We start from the raw sequence: 16384 nt of genomic DNA, 5'->3' as shown, positions 1-16384 counted from the left end.
CGGCAAGCCGTCCAACGGCGCGGGAACGGCGAGCAGGGCTCGGCGGCGGTGGAACTGGTCCTCGTCACACCCCTGTTGGTGCTGCTCCTACTCGTCGTGGTCGGGCTGGGACGGCTCACCGACGCCCGCCTGATCGTGGCGGACGCCGCCCACCAAGCCGCCCGTGCCGCCTCGCTGGCCCGCACCGAGAACGACGCCCGCGCCCAGGCCCAGCAGGCGGCGAGCGCGGAACTGCGCGAGGCGGGAGCCTCCTGCACCCGCCCCAGCGTCCGCCTCACCACCGGCGGACTCGCCCCGGGCGCCACCGTGATGGCCACCGTTTCCTGCACGGCCGACCTCAGCGATCTCACCGGATCACGGATGCCCGGCCACGTCTCCCTGACCGGCACTGCCTCCTCCGTCGTCGACTCCTTCCGGAGCGCGTCATGAAGCGCCGCATCCCCGCGTATCCGCCGTGCGCCTGGAGGCCATTGCCGGCCGGAGAGGACCGGGGACAGGTGGCGGTCTTCGTCGTCGGAGTGTTCGCCACGCTGTGGCTGTTCGCCGGAATCGTCGTCGACGGCGGGCTGGCCCTGGCCGGCAAGGCCCGCGCCCTGGACGTGGCCCAAGAGGCCGCCCGCACCGGCGCTCAGCAACTCGACCTCGGCCACCTACGGCGCGCCGGAGACATCCGCCTCGTCCGCGACCGCGCCGCCGCGGCAGCCCGCGCCCACGTCGCCGCCACCGGAGACAGCGGGCGGGCACAGGTGAAAGGCAACGCCGTCACGGTGCACGTCACCCACCGCCAGCCCACCCAGATCCTGCAGCTCATCGGTGTGCGCACCCTGACGGTGACCGCGACCGGCACCGCACACGCCCAACGCACCACCCCGTGACGGGGCCGCCCCGACCCACCACCTCCCGGCCGAGAAAGCGAAGGCAGCGATGAACCACCCAGTTGCGCTGCGCCAGCGCCTCAGCGCAGCCGCCACGGCAGGCGGCACCCTGGCCATCACGCTCGCCCTGCTGGTCGGCATGCCCTGGGTGCTGTGGCGGGCCACCGGCGTCCCGTGGCCCGAGCGGGTCTACTCCTGGCAGGAGTTCACGGACCGGATGGCGCAGCCGGTCAGCGACCCTTTGGCAGTCGACTTGCTCGCGGTGGTGGGCTGGATCTGCTGGGCCGTCTTCGCCTGGACAGCGCTCCGCGAGATCTGCTGGTACGCCGCTCACCTGCCGCAGTTGCTCCGGGACCACCGGGTGCACGACGAGCACATCGCCGAGCTCTCCTTCAGAAACTCACTGGCAGCCCTGTGCATCGGCACGCTGATCGTCGCCCTGCTCAGTCTGTGGCGTCCGCCCCCGGCTGGAGCACAACAGACCATCTCCGGCGGAGAAACACGAGCGCAGTTCACCGCGACGGCCCCTCTCATCCCTGCCCTCGACCGGTGGACTGCTTCTCCACGCTCCACGCCCGGGGCCGCTGGCATGCAGACCGCCACAACAGATCAGGAGAAGGAGCGCGGCACACCCCGTGGAAAGACGGGCGCCGTGCGGCACGTCGAGTACATGGTGGCCGAAGGCGACACCTTGTGGGACATCGCGCACTCGCACCTGGGAGACGCCTGCAAATGGCCCCGGATCTACGCCCTGAACAAGGACCGGCTCCAGGGCGACGGAACCCGGCTCAGTGACCCCGACCGCATCCTGCCCGGCTGGCGGCTGACTATCCCCGTCACCCAGACCGCCACCCCACCGACGCCGCCGCGCTCGAATCCTGATGCCGAAGCAAGCGCTCCTGCAGCATCGCAAGCAGAAGAGCCGACTCTGAACGACACTGACACTGCCCCTGGCGGGGACAGAGGGCCCGGCCAGGAGAGGCGGGAACCGAGTACGTCGGTGGCCCCTGCCCAGCAAGATGACGCCGAAGCGCGGGAAGCGGACACCCAACAGGGGCCCGCGGCCATCAGCCTCGGCGAGGCGAGCCTGCTCGGCATCACCGCGGCGGCCGGCCTCCTGGCCGCACGCCGCTACTGGTACTGGCACCGAAGCCGCCTCCGTAAGGCCGGCACGGAGCCGGATCCGCTACCGGAGACACCCACCCTCAGCCCGCTCGTGGAGAAGGCGGCTCAAGCTGCACACGCCGCCACGCTGCACCGCAAACCGCAAGACCCCGACGCCCTGATCGCCCGTCGTACCCCGCCGCAGGAACCTCGTGACACCGACACCGTCACCATCGGCGTCCAGGACAACACCGAGGTGACCCTCGACGAACTGGCTCGCCCCGGAGGATGCACCTGGTCCGGCCCCGGCGCCGAGAACGCCGCCCGAGCCCTGCTCATCGGCATCCTCACTGCCGCGGAACGTCGTCGTCCCCAACCTCCGCGGGTGCAAGCCGTCGTCCCGGAAGATGTGGCCGAGCAACTGCTTCCCGGACTGCCGCCGCAGTTCACCGCCCTTACCCAGACCGCTTATACCGCACAGGCCATCCAGGCCGCCGAACGGCACTTGATCACCCACGCCCGCGCCCAGGACGAGTGTGAGGCCTTCGCCGAAGCCACCGGGGCGACGGCAACCGACCCCGGAGCCGCTCAGGAGACCGAGCCGGGCACTCTTCTCTTGCTCACCGCTCCCGACGCGGTCCACCTCGGCGAACTGCAGACACTGGCCGCCCGCAGCAACCCCGACACCCTGGTCGTCCTCACCCTCGCCGCCGCACTGCCTGGCGCCGAGCCCTGGCACATCACCGACGACGGAACCACCAACCGACCCGGTACTGAAGAGGGACGGGAGCTCGCAGAGCAACTGCGGCTGTACCACCTCACTCCCGAAGCCGGGCGGGACGTCACTGAGGTCCTCCTCACCGCCCACGGCGAACGCCCCCGACTCCGGGTCCTCCCCGCTCCGAGCACACGACCCCGCGAGAAACACTCAGAAGCCACGACCGACCCCGCACCGGAGGACGCCCCGCCACACCACCCCGCCCGCCGTCGTGCCACGGCCGGCCCAGGCCAAGCCGGTCAGCCTCCACGTCCTCGGGCCGATCACCCTCTACGCCCGCGGCCATCGCGACCCCATCGGCAGCAACCTCCGGCCCGAGGTCCACGAATTCCTGGCCCTCCTCGCCGCCCACCCCGCGGGCCTCCTCGCCACCGACATCGCCGACAAACTCCAGCTCGAACCGGACAGCATCCAGAACGCACTGAAGAACCTGCGCCGCGCGGTCCGCCGCGCCCTGCGTGCCGCGACGGGTGTCACCGGCCAGGAATTCATCCTGCTGCAAGGAGAACTGCACAAGCTGCACCCGGAACTCGTGGAAACGGATATCGCGCAGTTCAGCAGAAAGATGAAGCATGCTTTGTCAGTACAGGTGAAGGACGCGGAAAGCGAAGCCGTTTCCGCTGTTGGTGAGGCCCTGGCTCATTACCGTGGACCATTCGCCCAGGGACGCGACTACCTCTGGGCTGATGCGATCCGCGAGCACTTCGCCACCCAGGCCACCGATGCCGTTCTCCGCCTGGTTCGCAAAGCCGAACAGCCCGGCGCCGCCCCCGGTGTCCAGGAGTCGGTCCTGACGATGCTGGAGCAGTTGAGCACCATCCACCCGGACCACGAGCGGCTTGCTCAGCACGCCATCCGCCTCTACCAGGCAGCAGGACGACACGACGCCGCCCGGCACACCTACACCCGCCTCAAGCGGCACCTCGACGACCTCGGAGTCGAACCAGAGCCGGCGACCCGGGCCCTCATCGCGCCCAGGAGTCACGCCCGCCAGACCCGGTAGCCACACACGCCCGAGACCCTGCGCGCCATGCCGATCTGAGGCCAGGGACGCAGTGGCATTCCACCCGTCGTATTGGGCGTCGTATCCGGCGTCGCCTGCGTGTACGCGCTTGGACACGACACCCCGACCGCGGGCATAAACCCAGGTCGGAGCCCCTGCGAGCCATCGGCGGGCGAGGCCGACTGTATATCGGTGCAGCAACGCATCCCGATCTACGGATGGTCCGGCCGGCACCGCGGACTCCAACCCGGAACTGCCTGCCCTCGAACACCGGCCCGCGTCCGTGCCCCCGCTTCCCCGGCTCACATTTCCTTCCTCTGACAAACCCTCATGCCAACCCACGCTGGCATGGCACGACCCCATGCATCTGAGGTGCGGCTGCGGCGGCACCCAGGCGTAGCCGAAGGTGCCGCCGCGCCGGGGACCGCGCCGGGGACCGCGCCGGGGACCGCGCCGGGGACCGCGCCGGGGACCGCGCCGGGGACCGCGCCGGGGACCGCGCCGGGGACCGCGCCGGGGACCGCGCCGGGGACCGCGCCGGGGACCGCGCCGGGGACCGCGCCGGGGACCGCGCCGGGGACCGCGCCGGGGACCGCGCCGGGGACCGCGCCGGGGACCGCGCCGGGGACCGCGCCGGGGACCGCGCCACACCGGTCACGCGCGGGGCGCGACACGGCACGCGACACGGCGTCGGCGCGCACCGGTGACCTGGACATCGGTCGTGCACGCCGCCGACCACGACACAAGACGTCGTGCCACCGCGAATTCCCCTGAATTCCCGTCGTGAATTCACGAGAATTCCAGCATTTCCGAGCCGGAATCCGACTTCGAGAGGGGTGCGGGGCGAGCTATATTTCAATTGTTCCCGGAAAGGCCGGGAACGAGAAATCCCGCTAAAGGTGTCCGGTCCTAAACGGATGACGGGTGGAGTGCGCCCAAAAAAGGGGATGCGCTTTCAATCCGCATCGCGGATTCCTTTGGCGGCCGGAGAAAAGGAAACGCTCGATGACTGCTGCCGCTGCCCCTCCTCCGCACCCACCCCGACCACCGCGCAGGCGCCCACCCCGACTCCGGCCACCCCGGTCCCCGGGACCGCCGCCCCGACCTCACCGCCGAGCCTCGGAGGAAAGGCGCCCGGGCGAACTGCGCGCGAGGATCGCGCAGGTTCTGGTGGCGAACACGACCGCACAGTTCACCGTGACCGCGCTGGCCCGAATGCTGGGGCATTCCGGCGGGGCCGTCGGTAACGCCTGCGAAACCCTGGTGAACCGGGGCGAGGCGGAACGGGTCGGCTCACAACCGCGCATGTACCGGGCGACCTCGGCCACGGCCGCCGCCGCGCGCCGCGCGACACGGACGACGCCCAACTCCCACGGCGCGCCAACCCCCAACGCCCAGGCGGCCCCTCCGGCACCCGTCACCCCGCCACCGGGCGGACGGCCCGAACCCGTCATCCGCCCCAACGGGCAGCCCTACCACCCCCGCGCGCTGGCGGAACTGCCGGACGTAGAGGCCCTGCGCAAGCTACGGACCGGGCAGGTGCCCGTGTTGCTGTACGGGCCGCCGGGCACGGGCAAGACCTCCCTGATCGAGGCCGCCTTCCCCGACCTCATCACGGTCGCAGGCGACGGCGACACCACGGTCGGCGACCTGATCGGCGAATACACCCAAACGGCGAGCGGCGGTTACGAGTTCATCTACGGGCCCCTGGTCACCGCCATGCAGGAAGGCCGGGCCCTCCTCCTGGACGACGCCACCCTGATCTCCCCGAAGGTGCTGGCAGCCCTGTACCCGGCCATGGACGGACGCAGGCAGATCCAGGTCAAGGCCCACAAAGGCGAGACGATCACCGCCGCCGACGGGTTCTACGTGATCGCCGGTCACAACCCGGGCGTCCACGGCGCGGTCCTCACCGAGGCCCTGGCCAGCCGGTTCTCGGTGCAGATCCAGGTGGGCTCCGACTACGACCTGGCCGCCTCCTTGAAGATCAACCGGACAGCGGTGCGCATCGCCCGGCACCTGGCCGCCAGCCAGCAGGCAGGCGAGACCGGCTGGGCGCCCCAACTGCGCGAACTGATCGCCTTCCAGAAGATCGCCGACGTCCTGGGCACCGAGGCAGCCTTCGCCAACCTAGTCGGCATCGCCCCCCTGGAAGACCGCGACACGGTCGCCGAGGTCGTCACCAAGGCCACCGGCCGCCCCATCACCGCCCTGGCCCTGGGCCGCCAGCTCTGACAACGGCCCCGCCCCCTCACCCCACCCCACCGCCTTCCAGGAAGGACCGCCCCGCCATGCCCGCCCACACCCAGGCCCACATCCAGCCCGCCCCGCCCGCCGTGACCGAGACCGAACTCGACCTGGCCCGCTGGGAGGATGACGGAGGCCCGCCTTCGAACCGCCCTGCCACCCGCACGCGGGGGAGTGGCTGCGCATCGCCGCCGCCCTGAGCGAGCGCCTGCCGGAGCTCGCCGGACGCGAGGACGTCCTCGTCACCTGCGAGATCGGCACCCGCTCCGGCGCCCCGGCCGCCTTCTACCCCACCGCAGCCCAACTGGAGATCGACGCCGCCCTCTTCGCCCCGCTGAGCCCGCCCACCATCAACCCCCTGCGGCCCGGGGACGAGGACCGCTACCCGGCCGCCTGGGGCGCCTTCACCCACGAGGCCGCGCACGCCGCGCACAGCCGGTGGATCACCCCGCCCGCGCTGCGCGGCACGGCCCTGGACGCGGCCGGGGCCGTCCTGGAGGAATCCCGCGCCGAACGCGCCCACCTCGGCCGCCGCCCCGGAGACCGCCGCTACCTGCGAGCCGCCGTCACCACCCTGGTCCTGAAGGACTTCACCAGCCAGCCCCTCGCCGACCGGTGGCAGGCCGCCATGGCAGCCGGGCTCCTCCTCGCCCGCCGGGACGCCGGAATCCTCGACCCGGACGAGACCGCATCCCTGGAGAACACGGTCACCGGCATCCTCGGCGCCGACCTGCTGGAAACCCTCGCAGCCATCTGGACCGCCTCCCACACCACCGGGGACGAGGACGGACAGACGATGCTGGAGCACGCCCGAGCCTGGTGCCAGGCACTCGGCACCGACCCGGCAGGACCGGAACCAGCCCCCGACCCCGACGGCGAAGCATCCACGGAACTGGCCGAGGCGATCGGCAAGACCGTCTCCACGGTGGCCGCGAACGAGGCTATGCAGGCCGCAGCCCAGGCGCGTATCGACGCGGCCCGCGCCGCCCGGAAGCAGGCGAAGGCCGCCCAGGCCGCCCAAGCGCGGCAGGCGGCACAGACAGCCGAGAAGGTCTTCGGCTCCGGCGGACGCCCCACACCCCGGCAAACCCCGCCGACACCAGCGCGGCCCCTCCCCGGTGATCGACACCCGCCCGCCCACCGGCGCCGAGAAGGCCGCCGCCGGACAACTGGCCAGAGCCCTGCGGGCCGCCGCCTACCGCGAACGCACCACCACCCACGCCGCCTCGGCGGTCCCGCCCGGACGCCTCAACATGCGCCAAGCCCTCGCCCGGGACGCGCAACGGGCCGCAGGCGCCGTCCCCACCGCGACCCCGTGGACGCGCACCGTCCACCGGTCCGGTCCGACCCCGCCGCTACGGGTGGGCATCGCGGTGGACGTCTCCGGATCCATGGACATCGCCGCAGCACCGATCGCCTCGGCCGCCTGGATCGTCGCCAAGGCCGTCTCCCTCACCGACCCCGACTCGTGCAGCGCGACCGTCGCCTACGACCGGTCGGTCACCGCGATCACCGCACCGGGCCGCACACCCCGAGCCGTCACCCGGTTCGCAGCCGAGGGAATGGGCCACAGCCTCGCCGAGGCCACCGACGCCCTGACAGCCGGAGTCGACCTCACCCAGCCCGGCGCGGGCCGCCTCCTCGTCATCGCCTCGGACGGCTACTACACCCCCGGCGAAGCCGCCCGAGCCGCCGATCGCCTCACCGCCCTCCGCGCGGCCGGATGCGCCGTCCTCTGGCTGGCCTTCGACCCCGACCCCGCCCGCTGCCCGGCGCCACCGTGCTCGAACTCACCCACCCCGCCCAGGCAGCCACCGCGATCGGCAAGGCCGCCACCGCCGCCCTCGCCGCCGCCCAGCCCTGATGACCCGTGCCGCCCGGGGCCCGGGCGGCACCCACCCCGCAACAACCCACCCCCACCGAAGGGAGCCCACATGACCTCGATCGCCGAACGCGCGCACGCCGCAGCCGTGTTCCTCCGCTACTCCACCGAACTCAGCCTCTACGGCCGCCACCGGGGCGAGCAGCACGCCCGGACCACCGTACGGCTGGCCGCCACCCTCGCACTCCACCCCGACCAAATCACCGTCACCCCGGACTGGCTCCGCCGCCGCACCACCCCCGGCGAGCCCGTCCTGGCAACCGCCATCTGCCCCGACACCGGCGAGCAGTACGTCTTCCTCGCCCGCTCCCCGCTCTACAACGACGAAGCCTTCGAACTCCTCGGCCCCTGCCCCGAATGCTCCGCCCCCGTACCGGTCGCCGAAATCCGGCACCTGGCCGACCTCGGCACCCACCTGGCCCGCCCGCTGCTCCCGCGCGGAGACGCCCTGTGCCTGGCCACGCTGCCGGACACCTTCCCACGCGACGAAGGCCACGCCACCGCCTGCCCCTACGGCGAAACCTCCTGACCCTCACACCCGACACAACCTGGAAGGAAACCCACAGCCATGACCGACCCCATCCGCATCCCCGCCCGGCCACCCCGGGCGACGACAAGGTCGACGCCCACACGGAAATCCCAGCCGTCCCGCCCCACCAGGGCCCGGCCGACCGCCCCGCACCGGGCACCTACGCCCTGCGCGTAGCCCTCGGCGAACACGGCTACCAAGCCCTGAGCCGCCACCGCCAGGCCTACGGCACCGCGCTGGGCGAACTGGCCGACCTGCTCTGGCGCACCGCCCGCGAAGCCGACCGCCTCCACCGCAAACTGCTCCGCCACGCCGCCCACGTGCGCGACCGCCTCGACCACGCCCTCGCCCCCAGCCAGGAGCCGCTCTTCGCACCGGCCACCGGCCTGCTCCAGAACGCGGGCCACACCACCGACCTGCACGCCGCCCGCCTCGCCCAACAGGTGCGCCAGGTCATCGTGGTCCTGGAGAGCTACCAGGCAGTCGTCCGGCGCACCAAGCCCTGACCGACGCAGTTGACCCAGCGGGGCCCGGCCACCCGGGCCCCGGCCCCTCCGAACAGGAGCCCCACCCATGCCTGGCACCAACGCACCGCAGCAACGCGCCGAGCACCGGACCCACACCACCGCCCGCGCCGTCCTCGACCCGGGCCGCACCGAGGGCTTCCCCCGCCCTGCCGAACCGCTGGCCCACGCAGCGGACCAAGTCCGGTCCTCCGACCGCACCACTCAGCAACCACCGGACCTCACCCGAGCCGTGGCGCAGGCTGCCGGCCACTGGGCAGCCTGCGCGCACACCCCGCACATTCCTGGTGACCCGCACCCGGAGCACCAGCAGCACACACTCGACCGGCTGCCCCACGCTGCCCGCATCGCACTGCTCACGGCATCCGCCCGAGGCGCAGCCCTGGCTCCCACCGGTCATGCCGCGGAAAAGCGCAGAAGGCCACCTGCACGCCGAGGCGGTACGACGGGGCCCTGCCCGTGCGAATGCAACAGCGGAGACTTCTGCGGCGGCTGCGGCCACGCAGGCTGCGGGGGACGCCGATGATCCCGAACACCCGGCCTCACCAAGGCGGTACCCCGGAACCGGACCTGACGGAAGACGGTGTCGAACCAGAGAGGGACGGGCTGTACGCCGACGTGGCCGACCCGGCCACCGGGGCCATCCGCCTGTGCGCCCGGATGTGTAATACCTGCATCTTCCGCCCCGGCAACCCGATGCATCTCGAACCGGGCCGGGTCACTCGCATGGTTACCGAAGCCCGAGCGCGCGAGGGACACATCCCTTGCCACGCCACCCTCGGAACAACCGAGCCCGCGATTTGCCGCGGCTACGCCGACGGCCCCGACCAGGGCCGCAGCCTCGCCCTCCGCCTGGGCCGGACCTTGGGCACTCTGGAAGAGATCAACCCACCCTGACTGCGTCGCAGCGGGTGAGCACGGACGCCGTTCTGAGGACAGCTTCGCCACACGCCACGGTTCGGGGTCGCTCGCGATATTGGGAGGAATCCACGCTAGTGCACGCAAGCAATGCTCATCTACGTCCTACTCCGGAGGTGGAGTCACCAGCTTCGTAGTGCTGGGATCGACGTCCGCAGCAGAAGCCAAGGTCGGTAGGTCGTGGTCGAGCAGGCCGTTCAACTCGATGGCCGACAGGCTGAGGAGGTGGGCGGCCTGGACGGACTGGCCGTCGGCGACGGCGGCGTAGAACCGGGCGGCGTAGGTGATGGCGTCGGTGTCGCCGATGGTGTCGGACATGCCGATGGCGAACGGCACGATGTCGACTAGCTTCCCGGTCTGGGCCGCCGAGTAGCAGGAGTTGAGCAGGACCAGCAGCGGCTTGTCGTCCACGGCGGCGATGGCCCGGGCGAAGGCGCCGGCGCCGACGATGGCACCTTCGTGGAAGCCGTCCTCGTCCTTCTCGAAGGCGATCAGGTCCTGTGTGCTATGGCCGGAGAAGTGCACGATGTGGGGACGGAACCGGGTCAGCGCATCCAGGAAGACATTCGCCGTCGCGGCCGGGTGGACATCCAGTTCGACAAGATCGCGATGGGTGGCGCTCTGCACGGCCGTACGAATCCTCTGCTGCTCCCGGCCGACTCGCAAATCACCGTCGGAAGCGGCCGCCAGTAGCAACACCCGCAGTTTCTCCGGCTTCGGCGCCCGCAGTTCTCTCAGCACCGTGCGCACTTCGCCCTCCGTCGTCGACAGGCGGCTCTTGATCTTCTGCTGCTCAGCTGTGGCACGCCGCGCGGCCTTTTGCTGTTCACGCTGGCGAGCTTTCTCCGCGGCCGCCCGCTCAGCCTGTTCTGCCTTCGCCAGCTTGGCCGACAAGTCAGCTGTCTCCTTGGAGAGCTTGCCTGCCTTGGCGCTCCACGTGCTGGCGTCCTTGCTTGCCTTGTTGGCCTCATTCTCGTGCCGCTCGGCAGCACGCAGCTTGCTGTTGATGGTGGCCTGGCTGCTCGCCTTGGCAGCGGCTGCTCGCTCCTTCGTGGCCTTCGCGCTCATGTCGGCCTCCTTCTTACGGAACTCTCCGATCTTCTTCTCCGCGTCAGCGCGAGCCTTGTTCTTCCTGTCCAGCTGGCTCCGGTAGTAACTGGCGTTCATGGGCGTGCCTTTCTGCGGTTCCCGTCTCGACAGGCTAGGGCCACCCACTGACACTGACGTCGATACTCGGGTTCCGGTGGTCGTGGCGGCAGTCTGGTGCCATGGCAGAGATCAGCTCGCTCGCAGACCACAGCACCACAAGGAGCAAACATGGATCGAGAAGGAGATGCCTTAACGCTCTCTCGGGAGGCCGATAAGGGGGTGTGGTCTCTGGTCCCCAAGGTCGGTCAGGAGCACAGGGCCTCGTTGAGGTAGTCCTGCACCGGTTCGAAGAGCCCGTACGGCACGTACTGCGGGATTTCGCCATGGGCGACCCAGGAGAGTTCGGCGAGCTCCTCGGTGTCCGCGACGTGAGCGGTACCGCCCACCACCTGGCAAGCGGTGTACGACATCAGCCGTCCCGTCTTCGGGTGGACGCGCTCGCCGAGCAGCTTCACAGCCGCCACGGTCAGCCCTGTCTCCTCCTGAGTCTCCCGCACGGCGGCGTCCTCCCGGGCCTCGCCGGGCTCGATCTCTCCAGCCGGGAACTGCCAGGAGAGCTGTGCCTCGCTGACCCGGCGGCGCACCATCAGCACACGTCCCTCGTTTACGACGATGGCAGCGGCGATGCCCGGCCGTTCGTCCATGTTCTTATGCGTCACGTCTGCTCCTCCAGGACGGATGGGACGACCGTAGCGACGGCGATGAAGCGGGTCACCGCGTTTCTGGGAGTCCACATGACGTGCACGGTCTCGGCTGCGTCGCTGTTCGTGGTCTCGTCGGCGAGGCATTCGCACAAGAAGTCCTCGCACAACACGTCGTCTCGTCCTCCGGAACCAGGACCGCGGCAGCCTCGGTGCTGCTCTACATTGCCTGACATGCCTGCAACTGCTCGTCTGTCCTGGGGCCCATGGCGTGGAATCTGTCCTATGAGGGGCTTCGGACATGTCCACTTCGTCAAGCACGAAGACGGACGAGAAGGCGTGCTGAAGTCGCCGCGGCCGAGCGGGGGCGGCAAAGTCAACAACACCACGCGGCAGCGCTTCAACGAGGAGGTGCGGCGAATGCAGCAGTTGACCCGGGACGGGGTCACGGGCATTGTGCCGGTGCTCGATGCCGACCCGGACGATCCACCGCAGTGGTTCGTCATGCCGAAGGCAGTCAAACTGCGCGCTGTTCTCAGCCCGGATGGCCGGTCGGCTGAGCTGCAGAAGGTGGTGGAGGCGATCTGGCAGGTCGCCGACACTCTGGCCGTGCTGGCCGAGCGGGACATCTCGCACCGGGACATTAAGCCCGACAACCTCCTCTACTACCAGGGTCGGCCGGCGGTCGCGGACTTCGGCATCGCCGCGTGGCCGAAGCGACCGGAGCTGACGGCTGCCACCCAGAAGATGGGGCCGCTGTACTTCTTTGCGCCCGAGATGCGGTTCCCCGAGCCGGGCGCGCCCGGCTATCCGGCGGATGTGTGGTCGCTAGCCAAGACGCTGTTCGTTCTGGCGAAGGGCCTGAAGTACCCCCCGGAGGGCACCCACTACACGCAGGGCAACGAATACTCGCTGTGGACACAGGGCGGAGAAGCGGCCATGGATCTGGCCCCGGTGATGCAGGCGGCAACCGCCTATGAGCCGCGCGACAGGCTGACCATGGCTGCCTTCCGCGACGAGCTTGCAGCGTGGCTGGAGCTGCATCCCGGCCCGGTCGCACCCGCCCAGCCTGCCTTCCGGCACGGCTTTCGCGCTCTGGAAGCAGCCACCGCCGACCTGCGGCGCCATGAGGAGGAGTTGCGGCGGATCCTGCCAGAGCAGATGCGACGCCTGGCCAAGGCGCAGCACGGGGAGAGCGACCGCTGGCTACCGTCTGCCTTGGCTGAACGGCGCCCGGAGGGCGTGCGGCTGATCGACCTGCACGGCTATCCCGATGATCCCGAGTACGACATCGGCGTCGACGGTCTGGCGCTGTCGAGCACGGTGCCGGACGCGGCAGGACGTCAAATCGTGCTCGGCGGGTTCCTCATGGGGACCAACACGACCTTGGCGGCGGAAATCCAGCAGGATGGCAAGGTGCTGGCCAGCTGGGATGAGGAAGTGAATGTTCTTCTGCCCAGTGCGCTGGTTGCCTTGCGGGGTATCACCGGTGAGGTGGTTGCCGCATACGCCAAGCTTTTGGGACAGGGGGCCGAGCGCGTGTGCCGGCCTCGGCGCAGAGATGGACACGCGTGATCTAGGGCCTGTCTGACAAATGATTACCCCGTGGACTCGCGGAGCCAGAGGATCAAGGAAGCCAGGACAACTCCGGCACGGTAGCGGTCGCCGAGCTTGTCGAACCGGGTCGCGATCGCGCGGAACTGCTTGAGGCGGGCGAAGCATCGTTCGACGACGTTGCGGTCGCGGTAGGTGACCTTGTCGAAGGCCGGCGGCCGGCCGCCGAGGGCTCCGCGTCGGTGGCGGTTCGCCGCCTGGTCGCGGCGCTCGGGGATCGTGGCAGCGATGCCCCGGCGCCTCAGCAGATGGCGGATGGCCCTGCTGGAATACGCCTTGTCACCCAGCACACGGTCCGGTGTCGTGCGCGGGCGGCCCGTGCCGAGGCGCGGGGTGCGGATGCCGTCGAGGACCTGGCCGAACGCCGTCGCGTCGTTGACGTTGCCGGGCGTGAGCACAATCGACAGGGGCAGGCCCCGGCCATCGACGGCGAGATGGACTTTGGTGGTCAGTCCGCCTCGGGAGCGGCCGAGGGCCTGGCGCGCCTGCGAGCGGCCCGGATCTTCCAGTTCGTCCCCGTTCACATCCCCTTTTTGCGGGCGCCGACTGCGTGCTGGTGGGCTCGGTTGATGGTGGAGTCGACGGAGACGGTCCATTCCACCCGGCCCACCGCGTCATCGCGGACCTGAACGTGCTCCAGCAACCGTGCCCAGGTGCCGTCCGCCTCCCAGCGGGCGAACCGCTCGTAGACGGTCCGCCACGGCCCGAACCGGTCGGGAAGATCCCGCCACGGAGCCCCGGTCCGCAGCCGCCACAGCACCCCGTTGACCACCTGCCGGTGATCACGCCACGGACGGCCCCGTCCGTCCACCTGAGGCAAAAGGGGCTCTATCCGCCTCCATGCCGCATCCGTCAACTCACCTCGACCTGCCACAAGATCAATTATCAGACCGGCTATAGAGTCCTGCCCGTGGCGAATCATCAGGACGAGACCAGGACGGCCTACGACGGTGTCGTCGAGCTGTACGCATCGCTGTTCGCAAACCGGCTGGAAACACAGCCTTTCTCCCGGGCCATGATCGGCACCTTCGCCGAACTGGTGCGCGCGACGGGCAACCTGCGGACAGCGGACGTCGGGTGCGGGCCCGGACATCTGACAGCCATGCTGCACGAACTCGGCCTGGACGCCTTCGGACTAGACCTTGCCCCCGGCATGGTCGACCACGCCCGGCAGGCCCATCCGGCGCTGCGCTTCCAAGAGGCGCGGATGGAATCCCTGCCGATCGAGGACGCCGCGCTCGGCGGCGTACTGGCCCACTACTCAATGATTCACACCCCTCCGGGGGAACTACCGGAGCTGCTCGCCGAACAGGTACGCGTCCTGGCACCGGACGGTCTGCTCCTGGTCTCCTTCTTCGGGACCGACGGACAAGAACCGGTCCGGTTCGACCACAAGGTGGCGCCCGCCTACAGCTGGCCGGTGGATCGCCTCGCCGAACTGCTGGGCGATGCTGGGCTCGATCCCTTCGCCCGGCTGCTCCACGATCCATCCTCTGATCGGGGCTTCCTCGACGCCCATCTACTGGCCCGCCGTTCGTAGCCACTGCCCAGTCCCCCCAGCCGATCGGCGCACCTCCGGATTGCCAGCTCAGCCGAATCTCGCTGATCAGACCGGAATTGTCAGACACCCCCTAGCCCCTCTGCGGGGAAGGGGGCCCTCCCCTCTCGGCTGGTCCATCGCGACCACATGCGCACCAGCCTGGTCACCGACGCGCTGCAGGTGGCGGCCTCGATCCGCGGCGGCCTGGACGGCTCGACATTCCACTCCGGTCACGGGGCGCAATACGGTTCCAGGGCTTTCGCCGACCTCCGCGACCAGCTCCGGGTCACCCGGTCGATGGGCGCCGGTCGGAACCAGTGCGTGCGGATAACGCGGCCTGCGAGAGCCTCCACGCGTCCCTGAAACGCGAGACCCTCCAGGACACACACGACTACGGTGACGCCGCCACCTCAGGAAGGTGCAGGCTATCGCCACGCATCTGTGGCTTGCGCTCCACTTGTGAGGGCGGCGCTGGCATGCTGGGCGGATGGTTCGACTTGTGAGGCCCGGCGCGCTGGGCGCGTACCGATATTGGTCGCAGCGCAGGGTCGAGGAGTTCGCTGGCGGGCACGGGGTGGTCCTTAGCTGGCATAAGCTCTCCTACATCAGCCCGCAGATCCCCTTCGTGGGTCAGTTGCAGCTCACCAAGGAGCGCACGGAACGCAGCCGGTACGAAATCGCCCAGCGGATCAGCGGAGCCGTGGGGCACATCGCGGACAAGGCGCTCACCGAGCCGCCGCGGGCGTGGGTTGCCTCCGGTACGGGAGAGGTGGAGTTCGCCCTCTACTCAGGCGCGGCACCCCGCCCTGAAGTGCTCCTTCATACCCGCGGCCGCGATGCCGCCGGGCAGCGCGTCGACGTCATCCTGTTCGGGAGCCTCGAAAACACCGGCTACCACCCACGCGACGCGGAAGGCCCAGGACACACCCCGTCGTCTTTCTGGGCCGTGCGGGCCCTCCTGGCTTCCCGCGGGCGCGAGCATGGGTGGGGCGACGACGAAGAGATGGCCATGGAGGCCCTGACAATCGCGCTCGACCCTGGGCAAGCTGGCCCCCGCGAAGAAGGGGAGCCAAGGGAATCCACCCTCGCCAGGATCGCCGACTGCCACTGGTACGCAGAGGTCTACCTGGACATCGAGCTGAACCACGGCCGGTGGCACCCAATCGGTGAACCTGGCATGGAGGACGTGCACCGCATCGTTGTGGGCGCGCCGTTGTGGGCCCGCGTCGGTGGTGAGGTGCCCTTCCGGCGACCGCCCCGATGGTGGCCACGCCGCCGGAGGCCCTCGAGCGGGAGCGCGTCGAGTCCTGGGAGAGCCCGGCCGTCCATACGGCCGTGACGTTTCCTCGCGGGCCGAGCCTGGATCGGACCTGCCGCATCAGCGAAAACGCCCTGAGCAACCAGTTGTTCGGCGATCAGGTCGGCCAGTCTCGTCTTGCCGGCGCCCGGCTGCCCGAGTAGGAAAACGGCGGATGCCGGATCCTGCGGGGCAGGGCCGGTCAGATGCTCCGGCACCATGCCGGATACGTGACGCTGCGCCGTACGGACGACTCGCGGCCGGGCGGCCGGGGCATGCGGGG

General features: G+C 70.2%; 15 protein-coding genes and 3 pseudogenes. 12 read left to right on the top strand and 6 right to left on the bottom strand.

Annotated elements, in window-relative coordinates:
- Positions 1-48 precede the first annotated feature (48 nt).
- From E4N63_RS05135 to E4N63_RS30970, 3 genes and pseudogenes are all read left to right on the top strand, one after another.
- On the top strand, positions 49-429 hold the full coding sequence (locus tag E4N63_RS05135) for a TadE/TadG family type IV pilus assembly protein (protein WP_230242354.1): 381 nt from the start codon (positions 49-51) through the stop codon (positions 427-429).
- The gene (locus tag E4N63_RS05130; RefSeq protein WP_230240049.1) at positions 426-875 is read left to right on the top strand and encodes a pilus assembly protein TadG-related protein; all 450 of its coding nucleotides are present in this window, start codon (positions 426-428) and stop codon (positions 873-875) included. The genes E4N63_RS05135 and E4N63_RS05130 overlap by 4 nt, the downstream gene beginning before the upstream one ends.
- Before the next feature lie 49 nt (positions 876-924).
- Positions 925-1650 (top strand): annotated as a pseudogene (locus E4N63_RS30970) (LysM peptidoglycan-binding domain-containing protein); the annotation flags it as partial.
- Positions 1651-2061: 411 nt separating this feature from the next.
- On the opposite strand, the gene E4N63_RS30965 reads toward E4N63_RS30970, so the two are convergent.
- Positions 2062-2847 (bottom strand): hypothetical protein, encoded by a 786-nt coding sequence (locus E4N63_RS30965; protein WP_230240048.1) that lies wholly within the window; start codon positions 2845-2847, stop codon positions 2062-2064.
- A gap of 121 nt (positions 2848-2968) precedes the next feature.
- On the opposite strand from E4N63_RS30965, the gene E4N63_RS30960 reads away from it, so the two are divergent.
- A complete protein-coding gene (locus E4N63_RS30960) occupies positions 2969-3760 on the top strand; it encodes a bacterial transcriptional activator domain-containing protein (protein WP_230240047.1) in 792 nt (263 codons plus the stop codon).
- Positions 3761-4975: 1215 nt separating this feature from the next.
- The gene (locus tag E4N63_RS05110; protein ID WP_230242353.1) at positions 4976-5995 is read left to right on the top strand and encodes an AAA family ATPase; all 1020 of its coding nucleotides are present in this window, start codon (positions 4976-4978) and stop codon (positions 5993-5995) included.
- 16 nt (positions 5996-6011) lie between these two features.
- Here E4N63_RS05110 and E4N63_RS05105 read toward each other — a convergent pair whose 3' ends face one another.
- Positions 6012-6815: a hypothetical protein gene (locus E4N63_RS05105; RefSeq protein ID WP_230240046.1), complete on the bottom strand. Its 804-nt coding sequence runs from the start codon at positions 6813-6815 to the stop codon at positions 6012-6014.
- 310 nt (positions 6816-7125) lie between these two features.
- On the opposite strand from E4N63_RS05105, the gene E4N63_RS05100 reads away from it, so the two are divergent.
- From E4N63_RS05100 to E4N63_RS05090, 3 genes are all read left to right on the top strand, one after another.
- Positions 7126-8418, top strand: coding sequence for a VWA domain-containing protein (locus E4N63_RS05100; protein WP_230240045.1), 1293 nt, complete (start codon positions 7126-7128; stop codon positions 8416-8418).
- Positions 8340-8924 (top strand): hypothetical protein, encoded by a 585-nt coding sequence (locus tag E4N63_RS05095; RefSeq protein WP_230240044.1) that lies wholly within the window; start codon positions 8340-8342, stop codon positions 8922-8924. The genes E4N63_RS05100 and E4N63_RS05095 overlap by 79 nt, the downstream gene beginning before the upstream one ends.
- 540 nt (positions 8925-9464) lie before the next feature.
- Positions 9465-9839, top strand: a complete 375-nt coding sequence (locus tag E4N63_RS05090) for a hypothetical protein (protein WP_230240043.1) — start codon at positions 9465-9467, stop codon at positions 9837-9839.
- Positions 9840-9965: 126 nt separating this feature from the next.
- Here E4N63_RS05090 and E4N63_RS05085 read toward each other — a convergent pair whose 3' ends face one another.
- The 3 genes from E4N63_RS05085 to E4N63_RS05075 form a co-directional block, all read right to left on the bottom strand.
- Entirely contained in the window at positions 9966-11027 is a 1062-nt protein-coding gene (locus tag E4N63_RS05085; protein ID WP_230240042.1) for a hypothetical protein, read from the bottom strand.
- A gap of 227 nt (positions 11028-11254) precedes the next feature.
- Complete coding sequence (locus E4N63_RS05080) at positions 11255-11668, bottom strand: NUDIX hydrolase (RefSeq protein WP_230240041.1); 414 nt, start codon at positions 11666-11668, stop codon at positions 11255-11257.
- A complete protein-coding gene (locus E4N63_RS05075; protein WP_308188648.1) occupies positions 11665-11823 on the bottom strand; it encodes a hypothetical protein in 159 nt (52 codons plus the stop codon). The genes E4N63_RS05080 and E4N63_RS05075 overlap by 4 nt, the downstream gene beginning before the upstream one ends.
- 112 nt (positions 11824-11935) lie before the next feature.
- On the opposite strand from E4N63_RS05075, the gene E4N63_RS05070 reads away from it, so the two are divergent.
- Entirely contained in the window at positions 11936-13225 is a 1290-nt protein-coding gene (locus tag E4N63_RS05070; protein WP_230240040.1) for a protein kinase, read from the top strand.
- Position 13226: 1 nt separating this feature from the next.
- On the opposite strand, the pseudogene E4N63_RS05065 reads toward E4N63_RS05070, so the two are convergent.
- Positions 13227-14138: pseudogene (locus E4N63_RS05065) on the bottom strand (IS5 family transposase).
- Between the two features lie 36 nt (positions 14139-14174).
- On the opposite strand from E4N63_RS05065, the gene E4N63_RS05060 reads away from it, so the two are divergent.
- The 3 genes and pseudogenes from E4N63_RS05060 (at position 14175) to E4N63_RS05050 (ending at position 16143) form a co-directional block, all read left to right on the top strand.
- Positions 14175-14804 (top strand): class I SAM-dependent methyltransferase, encoded by a 630-nt coding sequence (locus tag E4N63_RS05060; RefSeq protein WP_053125938.1) that lies wholly within the window; start codon positions 14175-14177, stop codon positions 14802-14804.
- 127 nt (positions 14805-14931) lie between these two features.
- Positions 14932-15208: pseudogene (locus E4N63_RS05055) on the top strand (DDE-type integrase/transposase/recombinase); the annotation flags it as partial.
- A gap of 83 nt (positions 15209-15291) precedes the next feature.
- A complete protein-coding gene (locus E4N63_RS05050; protein WP_230240039.1) occupies positions 15292-16143 on the top strand; it encodes a hypothetical protein in 852 nt (283 codons plus the stop codon).
- The last annotated feature ends 241 nt before the right edge of the window (positions 16144-16384 follow it).

It is taken from the genome of Streptomyces sp. MNU89 (assembly GCF_020982505.1).
GTDB lineage: Bacteria > Actinomycetota > Actinomycetes > Streptomycetales > Streptomycetaceae > Streptomyces > Streptomyces xinghaiensis.
Note: the sequence above shows the minus strand (reverse complement) of the source record. Positions and strands in the feature narration are given on the sequence as shown.

Excerpts from the sequence above, each read along its gene's own strand:
- E4N63_RS05130 (WP_230240049.1), top strand. The coding sequence starts at position 426 with ATGAAGCGCCGCATCCCCGCGTATCCGCCGTGCGCCTGGAGGCCATTG.
- E4N63_RS05110 (WP_230242353.1), top strand. The coding sequence starts at position 4,976 with ATGCTGGGGCATTCCGGCGGGGCCGTCGGTAACGCCTGCGAAACCCTG.
- E4N63_RS05090 (WP_230240043.1), top strand. The coding sequence starts at position 9,465 with ATGATCCCGAACACCCGGCCTCACCAAGGCGGTACCCCGGAACCGGAC.
- E4N63_RS05085 (WP_230240042.1), bottom strand. The coding sequence starts at position 11,027 with ATGAACGCCAGTTACTACCGGAGCCAGCTGGACAGGAAGAACAAGGCT.
- E4N63_RS05070 (WP_230240040.1), top strand. The coding sequence starts at position 11,936 with ATGAGGGGCTTCGGACATGTCCACTTCGTCAAGCACGAAGACGGACGA.
- E4N63_RS05050 (WP_230240039.1), top strand. The coding sequence starts at position 15,292 with ATGGTTCGACTTGTGAGGCCCGGCGCGCTGGGCGCGTACCGATATTGG.